This window comes from Desulfovibrio aminophilus DSM 12254 (assembly GCF_000422565.1).
Classification (GTDB): Bacteria; Desulfobacterota; Desulfovibrionia; order Desulfovibrionales; family Desulfovibrionaceae; genus Aminidesulfovibrio; species Aminidesulfovibrio aminophilus.
Genome location: NZ_AUMA01000011.1, coordinates 123,545 through 139,842, shown reverse-complemented (window position 1 = coordinate 139,842; position 16,298 = coordinate 123,545). Strand labels below are relative to the sequence as shown.

Sequence of the window (16,298 nt, the reverse complement as noted above, 5' to 3'; positions counted from 1 at the left end):
CGCTATCTTCGCGGGACACCAGGGGAGTCCGCCATGCCCGACGCTTACGAATACGAGATCGACGCCTTCGGACCGCACGGCTTTCGACGCGAACGCATCGAGGCCATCCGCGAGGCGCCTCTGACCATCCTGCTCAACGGCCGCGAGGTGGTCACCCTGCTCTGCACGGCGAAACACCCGGAATACCTGGCCGTGGGCTTCTGCAAATCCGACGCTCTGATCACCGACCCGAGCCAGCTCAAAGGCGTGCGCATCGAGGACCGGGGGGACCGCATCCTGGCCGAGGTGGAGACACGCCACGACCCCCTGGAGGGCCGAACCATCCAACGTTCCATCACCTCCGGCTGCGGCAAGGGCACCAACTTCGACCGCAACGTGGCCACCGTGTCCCGACGGCGCATCGACGCCCCCCTGCGCGTGAGCCCGGAACAACTCCTGCGTCTGGCCGCCGAGCTGCACGCGCGTTCCACCCTCTACTCCCGCACGCGCGGCTGCCACAATTCGTCCCTCTGCACCCCGGACGAGATGCTCATCTTTCGAGAGGACATCGGACGGCACAACGCCATCGACATGATCGTGGGTCAATGTTTCCTGGAGGGCATTCCCACCCAGGACAAGATGATCGTCTCCACCGGCCGCGTGGCCTCCGAGATCCTGCTCAAGGCCGCGCGCATCGGCGTCCCGGTGCTGGCCTCCACGGCCGTGGCCACCCGTTTCTCCGTGGAGCTGGCCCGGGAGATCGGCATCACCCTGGTGGGCAACATTCAGGACGACGGGCTCTGGGTCTACAACGCCGCCGGACGGATCGCCGGACTCTAGCGCCCTCCTTTGTTCCCATTCCGTTTGGTGCCAAAACATGCGCAATAGGCGGAGATTTGTTTCCGAACCGGATTGCGCTTAAGCTGAAAGACCATGTCCTACCAAGGGGGAACAATGACGACCGACCCGAAAGACATCGTGGCAGGGTTGGAAAAAAAGCTCGGCCAACTGCGGGAGAACGAATACCTTCCCCCCGAGCTGGTACGCCTGGTGGGCGGGGTGGCCCGCCGTCAGGGCGAAGCCCAAGCCGCGGCCCGCTTCGAAGTCCCGGACCCGGCCGTCCTGACCTCGCCCGAGGAAAACCTCCAGGGACGGCCTCTCCTGGCCCGGGAATCCTTCCCGGTCGACCGCGATCTGGCCCGCGTCCTGTTCGAGGAATTCCTGAATCTGCTCACGGAACTGGGCGGCGACCTGGAAGAGGCCGCCGGGGTCGTCCGCACGGCCCGGGAATCCGGGGAACTGGACCTGGAACAGGCCCTGGACGCCTTCCTGAGCGGCGACGACGCATGGTTCGCCGCCTTCGGGCAGCGCACGCCCAACGCCCCTCGTGTGCTGAACTTCCTGGTCCAGGCGGCGCTCACTCCGGGCCTCGCGGCCGCGGCCGCCCGGCTGGCCGAGGGCCTCGACCTGGAGACGCCCCGGCAGCACGGCCATTGCCCGGTCTGCGGCAGCCTGCCCCTCATCTCGAATCTCGAAGGCAAGGAAGGCCGACGCCAAGTCACCTGCTCCTTCTGCCGCACCTCCTACCGCGTCCGGCGTCTGGCCTGCCCCTTCTGCGACCACGCCGACCCGCAGGGCTCACGCTCCTTCACGGTCCAGGAAATCCCCGGTTATCGGGTGGAGGTCTGCGATTCCTGCCGCTCGTACATGAAGACGGCCGATTTCCGGGAAATGGACCGTCCGTCCGTGCCGGTGCTCGACGATCTGGAGTCCCTGCCCCTGGACTATCTGGCCCAGAAACAGGGCTTCCGGCGTCCCACGCTCTCGGCCTGGGGCTTCTAGGGACGGGACATGGCGGCGCGGCTCCCCTCGTCCCCCGACGTGGCGCGGGCCTCGGCCTCGGAAGAGGCGGCGGAGGCCCTGCTGCGCGGGCTCTGCCACCCCGACGGGGTGCCTTTCTGCCCGCGCTGCAACGACCGCCGCGTCTATCATCTGGCCGAGGGCCGCCTGCGCTGCGGCGGCTGCCGCTACACCTTTCAGGAGTTCACCGGACGTTGGATCAACAACGGAGGGCTATCCTGCCGCCAATGGCTGCGACTGGCCGATCTGTTCGCGAACGAGGCCACGGCCCACGGCATCGCAAAAGAGATCGGAGCCTCCTACAACGCCACCTACAAGGCCCTGACCGCCCTGCGCTACGCCCTGCTGGTCCAGGCCCTGGACGCCCGGCTCCTGCTGGGCCCGGCCACCGGCCTGGGCGAGTGCATCCAGGGCCGCAAGCTCACGGGCCAGCCGGGCGACCTGCCGCCGGGGCGCGTGCCGGTCTTCGGGCTCATCGAGGAGGGGGGTCTGGTCTTCGTGGACCTCGTTCCGGAAATCGAGGCCGAAACCGTGTTCCACTTCCACGCCAATTTCCAGCTCAAGCTCATCCGCATGAACAACATCATCTACACGGACCGCTACCGCCGTTACCACGCCCTGGTCTTCTGCGCCGACGAAGCCCTGCCCCTGCGCTACATCAGCAACTACGACCGGATTCCCTACGTGGACGCCGAGCAACACGCCTTCTGGACCTTCGCCCAGGAGCGCATCAAGCGCTACAAGGGGCTCTCGCCCCAGCGCTTCCCGCTCTATCTCAAGGAGTTGGAATTCCGCTACAACCGGCGCGACCAGGATCTCTGCCGTCTCTTCCTTGAGGCCCTCTGCGCGCTCATGCCGGACCTGCCCGCCGCCGGGTCTCAGGCCGGAGGGACCGGACGCGCGGCGGCCAAGGCCTCCTCCACGTCCTCGTGGAAATCCGAGGGCCCGGCGATGCCCACGGCTTCGAACACCTGACGGAAATTCCCCGACACCCCGCACACGGCCAGCCGTATTCCGGCGGCCCGGGCCATGCCCACCACCTGGGTCAGACAGGAGATGCCCGCCCCGTTGATCGAAGCCGAGTCCTCGAAGTGCAGCACCAGAAGCGGCCTTCCCAAGGCCGTGGCCTTGGCGTAGGCCTCCTGGAGAAACGGCTCGCAGTGCGAGGTCACGTTACCCTGGAAACGAATGACGGCGGCCTCTTCCGTATCCTGCACGATGATTTCCCGTTCGCGGCTGCGGGTCAGGGCGATGCGCGCCTCGGCACGCTTCAGAGCCTGCTCCAGGGCGTGCCGGTGCACCGGCTTGTTGATGAAGTCCGTGGCGTCCAGGTTGAGGGCCTCGATGGCCAAGTCCATGTCGCCGTGGCCGGTGATGACGATGACCTCGGTGCGGTGGTCCAGGGCCTTGATGCGCTTGAGCACCTCGATGCCGTCCAGGCCGGGCATCTTGATGTCCGTCATGACCAGGGCCGGACGGTTGGCCGCGAAGATCTCCACGCCCTCCTCGCCGTCCTCGGCGGTGAGCACGCCGTAGCCGTAGACTCCGAGCATGAGCCGGAACATGTGCAGCGTGGGTTTCTCGTCGTCGATGAGCAGAACCGTCTTGTCCTTGTCCATGCCTCTTCCGTCCTTGTTTCAGGGCCGCGCCGGGAAGCTGACGCTGAAGACCGTTCCCTCTCCCGGGCGGACCTGAATGCGGATGTCCCCCCCATAGTCGCGCACGATGCCGTAGCTGATGGCCAAACCCAGTCCCATGCCCTGCCCAGCTTCCTTGGTGGTGAAGAAGGGCTCGAAGATCTTTTCCCGGAAGTCCTCGGGGATGCCCGGGCCGTTGTCCTCCACCTCGATGACCACGCGGTTTCCCTCCAGGCGCGAGGAGAGCCGGAGAACCTTGCGGAAGGACGGCCCCTCAGCCGCGGCGCGCTCGTTCATGGCGTCCCGGGCGTTGGTCACGAGGTTGAAAAAGACCTGCTGAAGCCGGTTGCTCTGGGCCATGATCGGCGGCAGGTCGTCGTCCAGGTCCAGTTCGAAGCGCACGCTGTCCAGCTCGAACTGACGGCCCACCAGTCCCAGCACCGCCCGAACCGGGACGTTGGGGTCCAAGCGTTCGCGCACCAGCTCGGCCTTGCGGCCGAACGAGCGCAGGGTCTGGATGATTTCGGCGGCGCGGTCCACCTGGAGGCTGATCTCCCGGGCCACCTCCGCGAACTGTTCCCGGGAGACTTCCAGGTCGCGTTCGGCCATGAGCAGGAAGAATTCACTGCCCATCTTGATGGCGTTCAAGGGCTGGTTCAGCTCATGGGCGATGCCCGCGCTCATCTCGCCCAGGGACTTCATCTTGCTGGCCTGGATGAGCTGGGCGTCCTTCTCCATCATCTCGGTCACGTCGGTGACGGCCAGGATCACCGCGTTGCGCCCCCGGTAGGCCGTGGGACAGGCGTGGACGTTGACGTAGAAGGGCTGGGAGCCCTTGCGGTAGTGGATCATCTTGGGCCGGTAGACGCAGCCGCCGGAGGGCGCCCCGGAGGCGCGGAACTGGGCCAGGAACTCGCGGTTGCTCTCCGGGCCCAGATCCAGGAAGGACTTCCCGATCAGTTCCTGCTTGGGATAGCCGTACAGGTCCAGGGCCCGGGGGTTGGCGTCGATGATCGTCCCTTCGGCCAGATCCACCACGAAGACCGGGTCCGGTCCCGCGTCGAACAGGGAGCGGTATTTGTCCTCGGACTCCGAGAGCCGCCGCCGGTAGAGCTTGATGCTCCAGACCATGTTGCGGAAGGAGTCGGCCAGTTGGACCACCTCGTCGCCCTCGCGCTTGCGGTAGAAGGAGCACTGGCGGCAGGTGTGTAAGCTCTCCGGATCCTGGGGCCGCTCGGCGGTTCCGGTCTCGTCCAGGTTCCAGCAGGGCAGGTCCGTGTTCGCATAGGCCGGGCAGGACGAAGGATTCCAGCCCTCCTCCTGGCCCGCCAGATCCAGGGTGATGTCGAAGTTGCCCCGGGACAATTCGTCGGAGATGCGCGTGAGTCGGGTCAGGGGCTTGGTGATGTTGCGCGACAGGCGGGAAGAAATGAAGAAGAGGAGAAGGATGATCAGCGAGATGAACCCCAGGAAAGTGATCCGCAGCTTGGCCACCAGCCGGTCGATGTGGTCCTGGGACAGGCCCACGTGCACAGTGCCGATGCGATAAAGGCCCTCCTTGATGGGCACCGCGATGTCCGAAACCTCGCGGTCGTCCAGGAAGACGTCGCTCACCATCCGGCCGTCCTCCGGGGTCAGCCCGCGTACCTTTTCAAGCTCCCCGGGAAAGGATCGGGTGAAGGTGTGGGCCAGAACGTCACCATGCTGGCCGACGACGAAAATGTAGGCCACCAGCCGGTCGCGCTCCATGAGCTTGGCCTCGTCGAAGATCAGGCTCAGAAGCTTGGGGGTGTCCTTGTCCAGGACGAAGGCCCCGCCGCGCTCGGCCACGGAATGGGCGATGGCGCTGCCGCGCAGGATCAGTTCGCCGGTGAGCGAGGAGACGAGAATCCAGCGCGTGAGCAGGGCCACGGCCACGCTCACCGCCACGATCCCGGCCAGGATCGAGAAGCGGATCTTGTTCTTCAGGCTCATGCGCGCGAAGCGGGTCTTCATGGCGCGCTCTCCGCAGCCCCGGAGCGGGCGGCCTGAAAGGCCTTGCCCAGGGCGCTCCAGTCGTGGAGCAGCACGAAGGAGCCCTTCTCCAGCCGGGTGAAATAGACCCGCTCCATGCCCTGATGCCCGCCGGGCCCGAAGGACACCGACATGCCCGGTCCCAGGCTGTAGTCGCGGATGGACTCGACGGCGTCCAGAAAGCCCTCGCGGGTGAGCCTGGGCCCGGCGCGCTTGAGTCCCTCCACCAGGACGCGGGCGTTGGCGTAGCCCTCCAGCCCGACGAAATTCGGCCGGTCGCCGGGGAAATGCTTGCGCAGCAGGCGCACGTACTCGGACATGTCCTCGGGCCGGGTGCCCGCCACGCCCTCGGGCGGAGGCACCACCTGGGACATGATCACGATCTCGTCATCGAGGCCCGCCAGACGGCTGGCCAGCTCCTCGGCCCCCACGAAGGAGACGCTGTAGAAGATGGTCTTGAAGCCGCGCGCGGCCGCCAGATGGATGAACTTGGCGCAGGGCTCGTAGGTGCCGATCATGACCACGGCCTCGGCCCCGGAGTTGATGATCCGGGAAAGCCCCTCCTCCACGTCCAGGGAGCCCCGCACGTAGGAGCCGCGCGCCACGGGCTCCAGGCCGAACTCCTTGAGGGCCAGCTCCGTGCCGGTGAGCCCGTCGAAGCCGAAGGCGTCGTACTGGTAGAAGACCGCGATGCGCTTCAGGCCCAGTCCCTTGACCAGATGGCTCACGGCGTTCTTGGTTTCCTGGTAGTAGGAGGCGCGCACGTTGATCAGATAGCGGTTGAAGGGCTCGCGCAGGGCGTTGGCGCCGGTGAACATGCCCACCAGGGGGATGCGCGCCTCGGTCACCAAGGGGATGATCTTCACCGTGGTCGGGGTTCCCACATAGCAGAACAGGGCGAAGACGTCGTCGTCGATGATGAGCTTCTGGGTGTTGGCCAAGCAGCGGGGCGGGTCGTAGGAGTCGTCGTAGGCGATGACCCGAATCCCGCGGCCGAAAACCCCTCCCTGCTCGTTCACCTCGTTCAGGTAGGCCAGGGCCCCGCGCAGGGTCTGGGTGCCGAGGAATCCGGCGTGACCCTTGAGGGCCAGGGAGGAGCCGAGCACGATCTCGGTGTCCGTGACCCCGGGGGTCCGGTTCTGACGCGGGGCGGCCTCGCGCGCGGGGCCGCAGGCCCCGAGCAGCAGGACCACGGCCAGACAGAGGGCCAGACGCGCCGTCACCGCCATCGTTCCTCCCTTCGACGCCCCCCGCGTCGCGCGGTTTCGAATCCGTTTCCATGTACGACGGATGCCGGGAAACCTCAAGCCGGAAAGGCTTTTTTCGGGGTCGATCAGCCTTGAGCCGAAGGGGGTATGCGGGTAAGAGAAGTGAAACGGACCAAAGGCGGTTCAGTAGTCCACGAAATCGGAGAGAAGCAGCATGAGCTTTTCGGGATCCCGGTCCTCCAGGGCGCCGGAGCAGTCCAGCAGGGCGCGCCGCAGGATCACGCCGTTGGCCGCGCGCAAGGCCGAGCGCACGGCGCGCATCTGGACGAGAATCTCGGCGCACGGTTTGCCCTGCTCGACCATGCCCGCCACGCCCCGGACCTGGCCCTCGATGCGCCGCATGCGGGCCAGCACGTCCTGGCGCAGGCTTTCGCAATCGTTCACGCCGCCGCTCATTTCCTCCTCCGCTTCGACCGACGGGGGCCGCGCATGACGGACCCGGTCTTCCTGGACGCTCTGCTGGGAGGCCTGCAATCCCTGTTCTGGGGCCCGGCCCCGGATCGCTGGCCGGATCTGGACCGGGGCTTCCGGGAACTGGCCCGGGCGGCGTCCGACGATCCGCGTCTGGGCTCCCCGCTCCAGGCCCTGGTCGAGGCGTTTCCCGTGCCCCTGACCCCGGCCGAGGCCGACAGGCTTGCCGCCGTCCACGTGGCCCTTTTCATCAGCGCCAAGGACGGCGTCCCCGCCCCGCTCCATCATTCCTGCCACGACGGCGGCCCGCGCCGCGTGCTGGGCCCCCCGGCCCAGGAGATGCGCCGCCTCCTACAGGCCGAGGGCCTGGAGCCCGCCTCCGGCGAACCCCCGGACCACCTCTGCGTGGAACTCGACTATCTCCGGCGACTCCTGGCCCAAGGCCGAGAAGCCGAAGCAGGGCGCTTCGCCGCCGAGGTCATGCGCCCCTGGCTGGGACGCTTCCGGGAGGCTCTGGCCGCCGCCGATCCGCCGCCGGTCTTCGCCAGGGCCGCAGACCTGCTTCTGGTCGCGCTCGACGCCCTGGCCGACTAGGGCGTCGAGTAGTCCCGCCAGCCGCCCACGTAGCGCCGCACGTCGGCATAGCCCAGACGCGCGGCCCAACGCGCGGCGATGGCGCTGCGCACGCACTGAAGGCTGCGGCAATAGACCACCACGGTCACGCTCCGATCCGGGCCGAGCCGTCCCACCAGGTCGCCCCGCTTGGCCGGGGCCAGACCGCGCTCGTCGCCGAGGTCGAATTCCAGGTTCACCGCGCCGGGAATGTGTCCCTCCTCGAACTCGTAGCCGGGCCGCACATCCAGAATCACCCGCCGCGACGTTCCGCCCAGCAAGGCCTGAACTCCCGCGCGGTCGATGAGGGTGTACCCCTCGCGCGCGGCCTGGGCCCGGGCCTCCTCCAGCCAGGCCGGGACCGCTTCGGCGCACCAGGCGTTTCCGGCCCCGGCGAGGAGGAACATGACGAGGAGAAGGACGCGGAAGGTCATACGATTTCCATGACGGGGCCGGGAAGACGCGCTCCCCGGCCCGTCGGGCTTACTTCTTGTTGGGCGTGATGTCGCAGGTGCCGTCCTTGCGGAACTTGGTCGTGGCCTCCAGATAATGCACGTCCTTGAGGTCCGGACGAACGTCCTTCATCATGTAGTAGGCCTCGCCGCTGCGGGCGCCCGTGGCGCAGATGAAGACGATGGGCTTGTCCTTGGGCAGCGTGGCGGCCTTCTTCTCCAATTGGTCCACCGGGATGTTCACGGCCGTGGGCAGGTGCCCGGCCTTGAATTCGGCCTCGTCGCGCACGTCGATGAGCATGATGCTCTTGGGGTTCTCCTTGATGATCTTCTGGAAGGCGGCCGCGTCCATGGCTCCGTCGTCGGCCTTGGCCTTGGCCGGAGCGGCGGCTCCCGCGCCATAGAGCTTGACCCAGGCCGGATAGCCCGCCTCGGCGATCATGATCTTCTTGTAGCCCAGGGCCTTGGCCTTGGCCGCGGACTTGTGCGACAGCGGGCAGTCGAAGCCGCCGCAGAAGAAAATCAGGGGCACGCTCTTGTCCCGGGGCAACATGCCGGAGAACTTGTCGAAGGCCGAGTCCGGGATGCTCACCGCGCCGGGGATGGAGCCCTCGGCGTACTTCACGGCCGGACGCGAGTCGACGAGCAGGAAGGGTTCGCCCTTGGTCATCATCTCCTTGAGGCGCTCCACGCCGATGGCCGGAATCTCACCCTTGGCCACCCACTCGGGATAACCGCCTCCGAAGACCTGCACGTTCTGATAGCCGAGCTTCTCGGCCTTGAACGCTGACTGGTGCGACAGCTTGCACTCCCAGCCCTCGCAATAGAAGATCAAGCGGGCCTTCTTGTCCTTGGGCAGCTGGTCCGTCATGGCGTCGAACTTGCTGGCCGGAATGCTCCTGGTGGTCGGGATGTAGCCCTGCACGTGCTTGGTCTCGTAGGGCCGGGAGTCGATGATGACCACGCCTTCGGGATTGGGCACGGTGATCAGGGGCTTGATCTCCTCGATGGTCACCTGCTTGGGGTAGACCCAGTCGGCCTGGGGCGGCCGCTTGGCGGCGCAGCCCGCGACCAGGATCAGGGCCAGGATCGTGGCCAGGCAGCTGAAACGCTTGAACCTGTTCATTTCCCTACCTCTCAGTGTTGACGTTCTTCGCGCGTGTCGACGTTCGCACCAGCGGTTTCGGTCGAGACCGTCTCGTACCAGAGCCGGTGGTGGTGCTTGGCGTATGTGACGGGCACCACGCCCGTGAACATGGAGCGGAAGCCCGGCCGCTCCTCCGGCGAGATCGCGGCCATGTAGACGTGGACCAGCAGCCCGGCGAAAACCAGCCCGGCGGCCAGATAGTGGACGGTCACGGACCAGGACACCAGCCAGGTGAGCTGGGCCGAAAAGAGCTTGTCCGAGAGGAACATGACCACCCCGGTGACGGCCAGGACCACGCCGCCCAGCACCGAAGCCTGGCCGAAGGCCTTCTGGCCCATGTTGTAGAAGCCCTGGGGCGGCAGTTCGGGCGAAACCTTGAACGGCGCGAGCCCCTTCTCGCCCAGGGTCATGAGGACCATCTTCTTGAACATCCAGGGCAGGTCACGCTCCGGCGACACCCGAAAGGTCTCGGCCAGGAACGCTCGCGCCCCGGCGCGGTTGACCAGCAGATAGGCCGCGAACCCGGCGATCCAAATGAATCCCAGGGCCACGTGGACGGCCAGCAGATTGCCCCCGCCGCCGAAGAGCCCCCGCAACAGGGCAGGGTACCAGGCTCCCAGGGGATTGAGGCGCGGGTTGTCCAGGAGGCCGACGCCGGTGACGAACAGCAGCAGCCAGCAGGCGGCATTGAACCAGTGGATGGCGATGTCCGAGCGGTCGTGGCGCTTGTAGGTTTCCATGCCGCTACTCCTTGTGCTTCGTTTCGGAGGATTCCGCGCCGCGCGAAATCAGGATCTGCCGTCCGAGCATGGCCAATACGCCCAGGCCGGTGAGGGCCACGGCGCCCTTGACCAGCGGCCCGGCCAGGGAGGCCAGGGCGGTCATGGACGACGGTTCGCGGGGCTCCACGGGCCAGTCACGGGGAGCCGTGCCGCCCAGGTAGTACATGTTCGGCTTGGTGTCCGTGCCCGCGCTGGTCAGGCGCACGACCTTCCCCTGGTTCTCCCGCAGCAGACGCGAGACCTCGGAATCCGGATCGTCGAGGTCGCCGAAGACCCGGGCCTTGGTCGGGCAGGTGTCCACGCAGGCGGGCTCCAGGCCGTGCTCCCGGCGCTCACGGCAGAAGTCGCACTTGTCGGCCACCTTGAGTTCGGGATGGCGATAGCGCGCGCCATAGGGACAGGCCGGGATGCAGTTGCCGCAGCCAATGCACAGGCTCCGGTCGATGATCACCTCGCCGGTGGCCTTGTCCTTGAAGGTGGCCCCGGTGGGACAGGCGGCCACGCAGGTGGGATTGTCGCAGTGCATGCAGCCGCCGGGCTGAAAGTGCATACGGGTGCGCGGCCCTTGGGAGAAGTCCGGGACCGTGCGCTTGATCCAGTTGCGCCAGTGCCCGTCGGGCACGCGGTTGGCCACCTTGCAGGAGGCCATGCAGCCCTTGCAGTCGATGCAGCGCGAGGAGTCCACGACCATGGCGAAACGGCTGGGCATCAGGCGGCCCTCCTGCTGACCGTGACGAAGGTTTCATGCATGGCCGCGTTGCCGGTGATCCGGTCGTGGCCGCTCTCCAGCAGGGCGTTGATGCTCGCGCCCCGGCCCTTGATCAGGGACAGGCCGTCCGAGAGCACGCCGAAGCCGGAGAGCATGTAGACCGTGTCGGGCCGGATTCCGGCCGTGACCTCGGCCCGCAGTTCTCCCTTGCCCACCGCGCTCTCGACCAGGACCATGTCGCCGTTCTTGACGCCGAGGCCCCGCGCCGCGTCGGGGTGCAGCCAGAGAGTGTTCTCGGGGGTGAACTCGTGCAGCAGGGCGTTGTTCTGGGTGCTGCTCTGGGTCACGGTGGCGTCGCGGCCGACCACCAGGCGGAAACGCCCGGCGGGCGGATTCCTGGGCGGCGTGTAGACCGGCAGCGGGTCCAGGCCGAGCTGGGCGTAGCGCTGGTTGAATATCTCGATCTTGGTCGAAAGCGTCTTGTGAGCCTGGCGGTCATAGAGCCCGTAGACCTTGCTCGGGTTGTAGTAGACCCCGTCCTTGACCAGGGCCTGTTCCGCGCCGGGCAGTCCGCCGAGCTGTCGCTTGCGGTATTCCTCGATGGTGAAGTCGAAATGCTCGGCCAGGTCCAGGCGCGCGGCCAGGCCCTTGACGATGTCGAAGACCGGACGGGACTCGTAGAGGGCCGGAACCACGGGATCGCGCCAGACCACGCAGGCGCAGGCGCTGGAGCCCTGCAGTCCGGAGGCCGGGTCGAGCCGCTCCAAGTAGCTCGGCGCGGGCAGCACGAGGTCGGCCATATAGGCCGTGTCGCTCATGGTGATGTCCACCACGACCATGAAATCCAGCTTCTCGATCATGGCCCGGGTGCGTTCGCGATCCGGGGCCGTGGCCATGGGGTTGGTCTTGAACACGAACCAGCCCTTGATGGGATAGGGCTTGCCCGAGAGCACGGCCTCGCGGGTCAGGACGAAGGAGCCGTCGTGCTCGAAGAGCATCGGGGCCATGCCGCCGTCCACGCGCTCGGACGGATTGTCGTCGTACCAGGGGGCTTCCAGGGGCACGGGCCGCAATCCCACCGCGCGGGCTCCCAGCAGGCCGCCCGGCCGGTCCCAGTTGCCCAGCAGGGCGTTGACGATGGCGAAGCTGCGGCGGATCTGGGTGGAGTCCGTGTAGTCCGAGGTGCGCCGCCCCGGGTAGACCATGGCCTCGGGCGCGGCGGCGGCCAGTTCGCGGGCGATGCGGGCGATGTCGGCCGCCGGGATGCCGGTCTCGGCCTCGGCCCATTCCGGGGTGTGCGGCCGGACATGCTCGGCCAACTGTTCCAGGCCGTACACCTTCTCGGAAATCCAGGCCTCGTCGTAGAGCTTCTCCCGGATGATCACGTGGGCCAGGGCCAGCATGAAGGCCATGTCCGAGCCCGGACGGATGGCGTGCCACTCGGTGGCCAGGGCCGCGGTCTTGGTGAAGCGCGGGTCCAGGTACACGAGCTTGCAGCCCCGCCGCATGGCCGTGACCAGGTCCATGCTGTCCGGCGTGACCAACGCCTCCAGGCGATTGGCCCCGGCCATGACGATGTAGCGGGAATTGAGCACATCCGGGAACGGCACCTCGCCGAAGGTGTCCAGGAAGGCGCGGGTGCCGCTCAGCAGACAGAGCGACTCGTGCGAGGTGACGTTGAAGGAGCCGTACGCCTCGGCGAAGCGGTTCACGAACTGGGATTGCAGGTCCGCCCCGGCCGTGAAGAGCGTGCCGCAGCGGGTGTACTTTTCACCCAGCTCCTTGAGCTTGGACGCGGCCAGATCCAGGGCCTCGTCCCAAGAAATGCGCTTGAACCGGCCCTCGCCGCGCGCCCCGACCCGCAACAGCGGGTACTTCAGCCGGTCGGGGTCGTAGAGTTGGGCGATGCCCGCGTTGCCACGGGCGCAGAGCATGCCCCGCGACTTGGTGAACTTGGGGTTGGGGTCGAGCTTGACCACCGTCCCGTTCTCCACCCGGGCGATGAGCCCACAGCGGTTGAAGCACATGTCGCAGGCCGAGAACCTGGACTCCCAGGCCGCCTTGGGCCCGGAGCCCGCCGCCCGGGCCGGCCGCAGCAGGGCCGGAGCGCCGAAGGCCGTGGCCGCCGTGGCCGCCGCCGCGCGCAGGAAGTCGCGCCTGCTCAGTTGCTTGCCCCTGTCCGCCGTCATGATCTCTCCCTTTGCTGATGGGGAAACGCGGCCCGCCCTGGACATCCGGGGCGGGCCTGGCCACCTAGCTGCACTTGGCCGGAGTCGGGGAATCCTTGGCGTAATCGTGGAGGTAGGTGAAGATGTCGGTCCGGTCCTCGTCGGTGACGGCGGGCCACTGCTTCACGCAGGGCAGGGACTGCCAGGAGCCCATGACCTTCTTCCACTCGGCCTGGGTCTTGGAGCTGGGGCTCAGGTCCGAGGCGTTCACGCCGTGGCAGCTCCGACAGTTCTTGCGGTAAAGATACTTGCCCTTCCGGGCGTTGCCTTCGGCGAAGGCCATGCTCACCGCGGCCAGGGTGAGGGCCGCGATCACGATCAGGGTCGCCAGCTTGCGGGTCATCATCGTTCTCCTTCGTTGTGCGCCAATGGGTTGTGCCGTTCAGGGCCGACTCCGGCCCTACCTTGCAATATACCCCAACGGGGTATGGGTTTCGCTCGCATATAGGAAAAAACGTGCCAATCAGGTGGGCATTGGAACAGTCCGAGATCGTAGAACTATAAAATAAATAAAATAAGGATATTATGTGGTCGGAGAATTGCAACCGCACGGAGGACCACGGCCGGAGAGCATGGATGTGTGCAGATTTTTATACACCTGCATAGGCCACGGCCTATGCAGGTGTATAAAACCGTATCAGCGGACGGGGGAGAAAGTGGAAATACGTGGCCAGTCAGTCAGGAAACGCCACAGGCACCAAGCCAGCGTGGCGCAGGCGTCGGGCAAAAGGGCTTCGTCGAAATCGAAGAACGGCGTGTGCAGTCCGGCGGATCGGGCCGCGTCGCGGCAGCCCAGGCGCAGATAGGCCGCCGGGCGGGCCTCCGCGAAGTAGGCGAAGTCCTCCGCGCCCATGGAGGGCCGGGTCAGCAGCTCCACCCGTTCCGGGCTCAGGAGATCGGCGCACCAGCCGCGCACCAGTCCGGCCAGATCCTCGGGCAGGCGCATGGGCGGCCCGTCCACCCGGCTCTCCAGGGCCACGTGCACGCCCCAGGCGGCCTCCACGCCCCGGATGAGGCGGCGAACCTCGCGCATGGCAGCCTCCCGGGCCGTTTCGCTCAGAAAGCGGAGCGTCCCCCGGAGCACCGCGCCCTCGGGAATGACGTTGTGGCCCGAACCGGCCTGGAATTCGGCCACAGTGAGCACCAAGGGCTCCCGCGCGTCCACCCGTCCGGCCGCGATGCCCTGAAGATCAAGTACGAGACGGGACGCGGCCTGGATCGGATTGGCGCATTCATGCGGCCGGGCCGCGTGTCCGCCCCGGCCCGTGACGATCAGGGTGAACTCCTCGTTGCCCGCCGTGGCCGGGCCCGAGCAGACTCCCACCCGGCCACGCTCCAGCGCCGGAAAGAGGTGGCAGCCGAGGATCACGTCCGGGTTCGGGTCGTCCAACGCGCCGTCGGCGATCATGAGCCGGGCTCCGCCCGGATACTCCTCGCCGGGTTGGAAGAGGAACAACAGTGTGCCCGGAAGCGCGTCGCGCCGGGCGGCCAAAAGCCGGGCCGCGCCCAGGCCCAGGGCCGTGTGCCCGTCATGGCCGCAGGCGTGCATCCGGTCAGGGATCTCCGAGGCGAAGTCCAGGCCGGTCTGTTCCTCCAGCGGCAGGGCGTCCATGTCCACGCGCAGAGCCGCCGTGGGGCCGGAGCCGCCACGCAGGATGCCGAGCACTCCGCTGTGGGCCAGCCCCTCGCGCACCTCCAGGCCCAGGCCGCGCAGTTCGCCCGCCACCAGGGCCGCCGCGCGCGGGCAGCTCAAGCCCAATTCCGGCCGCCGGTGCAGATCGCGCCGCCAGGCCGAAAGCATGAGCCCGAGAGCGGCCGCGTCACGAAGCAGGGCCTTCCGTTCCGGCATGACTACCACGCGGCCGCGCCCGCGGGGTCCGGCGAAGCGTCGCAGGGGGAATCAGAGGAGCGCCACCAGAACGCGCCGCTGCACATGTCCGGCCAGGGAAGATTCACGCCCTTGGCGTGGGAGAGGTTCCAGGCGTCCTGGCGAAGCAGCGCATCCTCCACCTCGCGGATGGCGGTCGCCACGTCGCCGGCGCCCTGTTCCAGCGCCCGAGACTGGGCATGCATGGCGTCGGTGAGGAACATCTGCCGCCGGGTCAGGGGAAAGCGCTTCCACATGTCCAGCGCCTTGCCGGTCCGGCCCAGCCGCAGCCAAGCCAAGCCGCCGTAGACGAAGGCCTCGAAGACGTCGGGATCCTTTTCGGCGACGCGGTCGCAGACCCGGGCGGCCTGCTCATATCGGCCCGCCTTGTAAAGCGACATGCCGAGCATGATCAGGTCCGAGGAAAAGGGGACGCCGTCATGGCCGTCGATGGCCGCGACATACTCCCCGAGCGCGTCCGCGGCCGAGGCGTAGGCCGCACGGGCCTCGTCGAACGCGCCGCGCTGCTCGGCCCGGCGGGCCCTTTCGAAATTCCTCCGGCCCACGGTGGACACCGGCGCGGCCAGGGCCTCGGCCGCGAAGGTCGCGCAGACGATCAGGCACAAGGTGCACGCAAGCCAACGCTTCATGAGACGACGCCTCCGATTGGTGCCGACGACGGAAACCGTCACGGTCGCAGTCTTTCGCGCAACGCCCCGCAAGTCAAGCCCCACCGAGGGGCTCGGGAAAGGCCGAGAAACAAGCCTCGACAACAGACACGCGTGCATAAAAAATAAAATATAGACTGCTTGCATTAGGCGAATATTCTATATAAGCCATCGCAACAAACCACCATTCGGGGAGGAAAAATGAACCGCCTGCTCGCGACACTCCTGTTCTTTCTCGTTCTCGCCGTCTCCGGGTGCATGTCCGTCTCGCAACACAGGGCCGAACTCCGGGACGACTCCGGCGACCGACTCACGGTCGGCAAGGTGCAACGCGAAATCCGCGTGGGCATGAGCAACGCCCAGGTCATCGAGGTGCTCGGATCGCCCAACGTCGTGACCACCGACGAGCAACGCCGGGAGGTCTGGGCCTACGACAAGGTCTCCACCGAGACGGCCTACTCCACCAGTTCAGGCGGAGTTTCGGCTTTGATCCTCGGCGGCGCGGGCATCGGCGACGGCATCGGCGGCGGCCTTGGCGGCGCGAGCGGCAACCGCTCGGCCGGAGCCGCGTCCACGACCCAGCGCACCCTGACCATCATCGTCAAGTTCGACACGGCGGGCAAGGTCCGGGACTTCGCCTATCGCCAGTCCAGCTTCTAGGAGGG

17 protein-coding genes are annotated in these 16,298 nt (G+C 67.2%); 5 read left to right on the top strand and 12 right to left on the bottom strand.

Annotation, left to right across the window (positions count from 1 at the left end; translation table 11 throughout):
- Positions 1–33 precede the first annotated feature (33 nt).
- From fdhD to H587_RS18055, 3 genes are all read left to right on the top strand, one after another.
- Positions 34–819, top strand: coding sequence for a formate dehydrogenase accessory sulfurtransferase FdhD (gene fdhD, locus H587_RS0109640; RefSeq protein ID WP_027176096.1), 786 nt, complete (start codon positions 34–36; stop codon positions 817–819).
- A 114-nt stretch (positions 820–933) separates the two neighbouring features.
- Complete coding sequence (locus tag H587_RS0109635) at positions 934–1,821, top strand: formate dehydrogenase accessory protein FdhE (RefSeq protein WP_027176095.1); 888 nt, start codon at positions 934–936, stop codon at positions 1,819–1,821.
- Positions 1,822–1,830: 9 nt separating this feature from the next.
- Positions 1,831–2,814 carry a transposase gene (locus H587_RS18055; protein ID WP_245560857.1) on the top strand — a complete coding sequence of 328 codons (984 nt, stop codon included), beginning with the start codon at positions 1,831–1,833 and terminating at the stop codon, positions 2,812–2,814.
- Here H587_RS18055 and H587_RS0109625 read toward each other — a convergent pair.
- The 4 genes from H587_RS0109625 to H587_RS18045 all read right to left on the bottom strand — a co-directional run bounded on the left by H587_RS0109625 (position 2,718) and on the right by H587_RS18045 (position 7,153).
- A complete protein-coding gene (locus H587_RS0109625) occupies positions 2,718–3,458 on the bottom strand; it encodes a response regulator (RefSeq protein ID WP_027176094.1) in 741 nt (246 codons plus the stop codon). The two genes, H587_RS18055 and H587_RS0109625, sit on opposite strands and share 97 nt — an antisense overlap.
- 18 nt (positions 3,459–3,476) lie before the next feature.
- Positions 3,477–5,471, bottom strand: a complete 1,995-nt coding sequence (locus H587_RS0109620; protein ID WP_027176093.1) for an ATP-binding protein — start codon at positions 5,469–5,471, stop codon at positions 3,477–3,479.
- Complete coding sequence (locus H587_RS18050) at positions 5,468–6,718, bottom strand: ABC transporter substrate-binding protein (protein WP_051202622.1); 1,251 nt, start codon at positions 6,716–6,718, stop codon at positions 5,468–5,470. Before H587_RS18050 ends, H587_RS0109620 begins: the two co-directional genes overlap by 4 nt.
- Positions 6,719–6,880: 162 nt before the next feature.
- Entirely contained in the window at positions 6,881–7,153 is a 273-nt protein-coding gene (locus H587_RS18045) for a metal-sensitive transcriptional regulator (protein WP_051202621.1), read from the bottom strand.
- Positions 7,154–7,186: 33 nt separating this feature from the next.
- Here H587_RS18045 and H587_RS19680 point away from each other — a divergent pair, with 33 nt between their 5' ends.
- Positions 7,187–7,762, top strand: a complete 576-nt coding sequence (locus tag H587_RS19680) for a TorD/DmsD family molecular chaperone (protein WP_027176091.1) — start codon at positions 7,187–7,189, stop codon at positions 7,760–7,762.
- On the opposite strand, the gene H587_RS19675 is transcribed toward H587_RS19680, so the two are convergent.
- The 8 genes from H587_RS19675 to H587_RS0109565 all read right to left on the bottom strand — a co-directional run bounded on the left by H587_RS19675 (position 7,759) and on the right by H587_RS0109565 (position 15,615).
- Positions 7,759–8,214 carry a rhodanese-like domain-containing protein gene (locus H587_RS19675; protein ID WP_051202620.1) on the bottom strand — a complete coding sequence of 152 codons (456 nt, stop codon included), beginning with the start codon at positions 8,212–8,214 and terminating at the stop codon, positions 7,759–7,761. The genes H587_RS19680 and H587_RS19675 overlap by 4 nt on opposite strands.
- 49 nt (positions 8,215–8,263) lie before the next feature.
- The gene (locus H587_RS0109595; protein ID WP_027176090.1) at positions 8,264–9,358 is read right to left on the bottom strand and encodes a rhodanese-like domain-containing protein; all 1,095 of its coding nucleotides are present in this window, start codon (positions 9,356–9,358) and stop codon (positions 8,264–8,266) included.
- Positions 9,359–9,369: 11 nt separating this feature from the next.
- Complete coding sequence (locus tag H587_RS0109590; RefSeq protein WP_027176089.1) at positions 9,370–10,119, bottom strand: formate dehydrogenase subunit gamma; 750 nt, start codon at positions 10,117–10,119, stop codon at positions 9,370–9,372.
- A 4-nt stretch (positions 10,120–10,123) separates the two neighbouring features.
- Complete coding sequence (locus H587_RS0109585) at positions 10,124–10,870, bottom strand: 4Fe-4S dicluster domain-containing protein (protein ID WP_027176088.1); 747 nt, start codon at positions 10,868–10,870, stop codon at positions 10,124–10,126.
- The gene (locus tag H587_RS0109580) at positions 10,870–13,059 is read right to left on the bottom strand and encodes a molybdopterin-containing oxidoreductase family protein (protein ID WP_027176087.1); all 2,190 of its coding nucleotides are present in this window, start codon (positions 13,057–13,059) and stop codon (positions 10,870–10,872) included. Before H587_RS0109580 ends, H587_RS0109585 begins: the two co-directional genes overlap by 1 nt.
- A 64-nt stretch (positions 13,060–13,123) precedes the next feature.
- Positions 13,124–13,441: a c-type cytochrome gene (locus tag H587_RS0109575; protein ID WP_027176086.1), complete on the bottom strand. Its 318-nt coding sequence runs from the start codon at positions 13,439–13,441 to the stop codon at positions 13,124–13,126.
- A gap of 294 nt (positions 13,442–13,735) precedes the next feature.
- Positions 13,736–14,947, bottom strand: a complete 1,212-nt coding sequence (locus H587_RS18030; protein WP_051202619.1) for a M20 metallopeptidase family protein — start codon at positions 14,945–14,947, stop codon at positions 13,736–13,738.
- A 2-nt stretch (positions 14,948–14,949) separates the two neighbouring features.
- Positions 14,950–15,615, bottom strand: coding sequence for a tetratricopeptide repeat protein (locus tag H587_RS0109565; RefSeq protein WP_027176085.1), 666 nt, complete (start codon positions 15,613–15,615; stop codon positions 14,950–14,952).
- Between the two features lie 219 nt (positions 15,616–15,834).
- On the opposite strand from H587_RS0109565, the gene H587_RS0109560 reads away from it, so the two are divergent.
- Entirely contained in the window at positions 15,835–16,293 is a 459-nt protein-coding gene (locus H587_RS0109560) for a hypothetical protein (RefSeq protein WP_027176084.1), read from the top strand.
- Positions 16,294–16,298 lie beyond the last annotated feature (5 nt).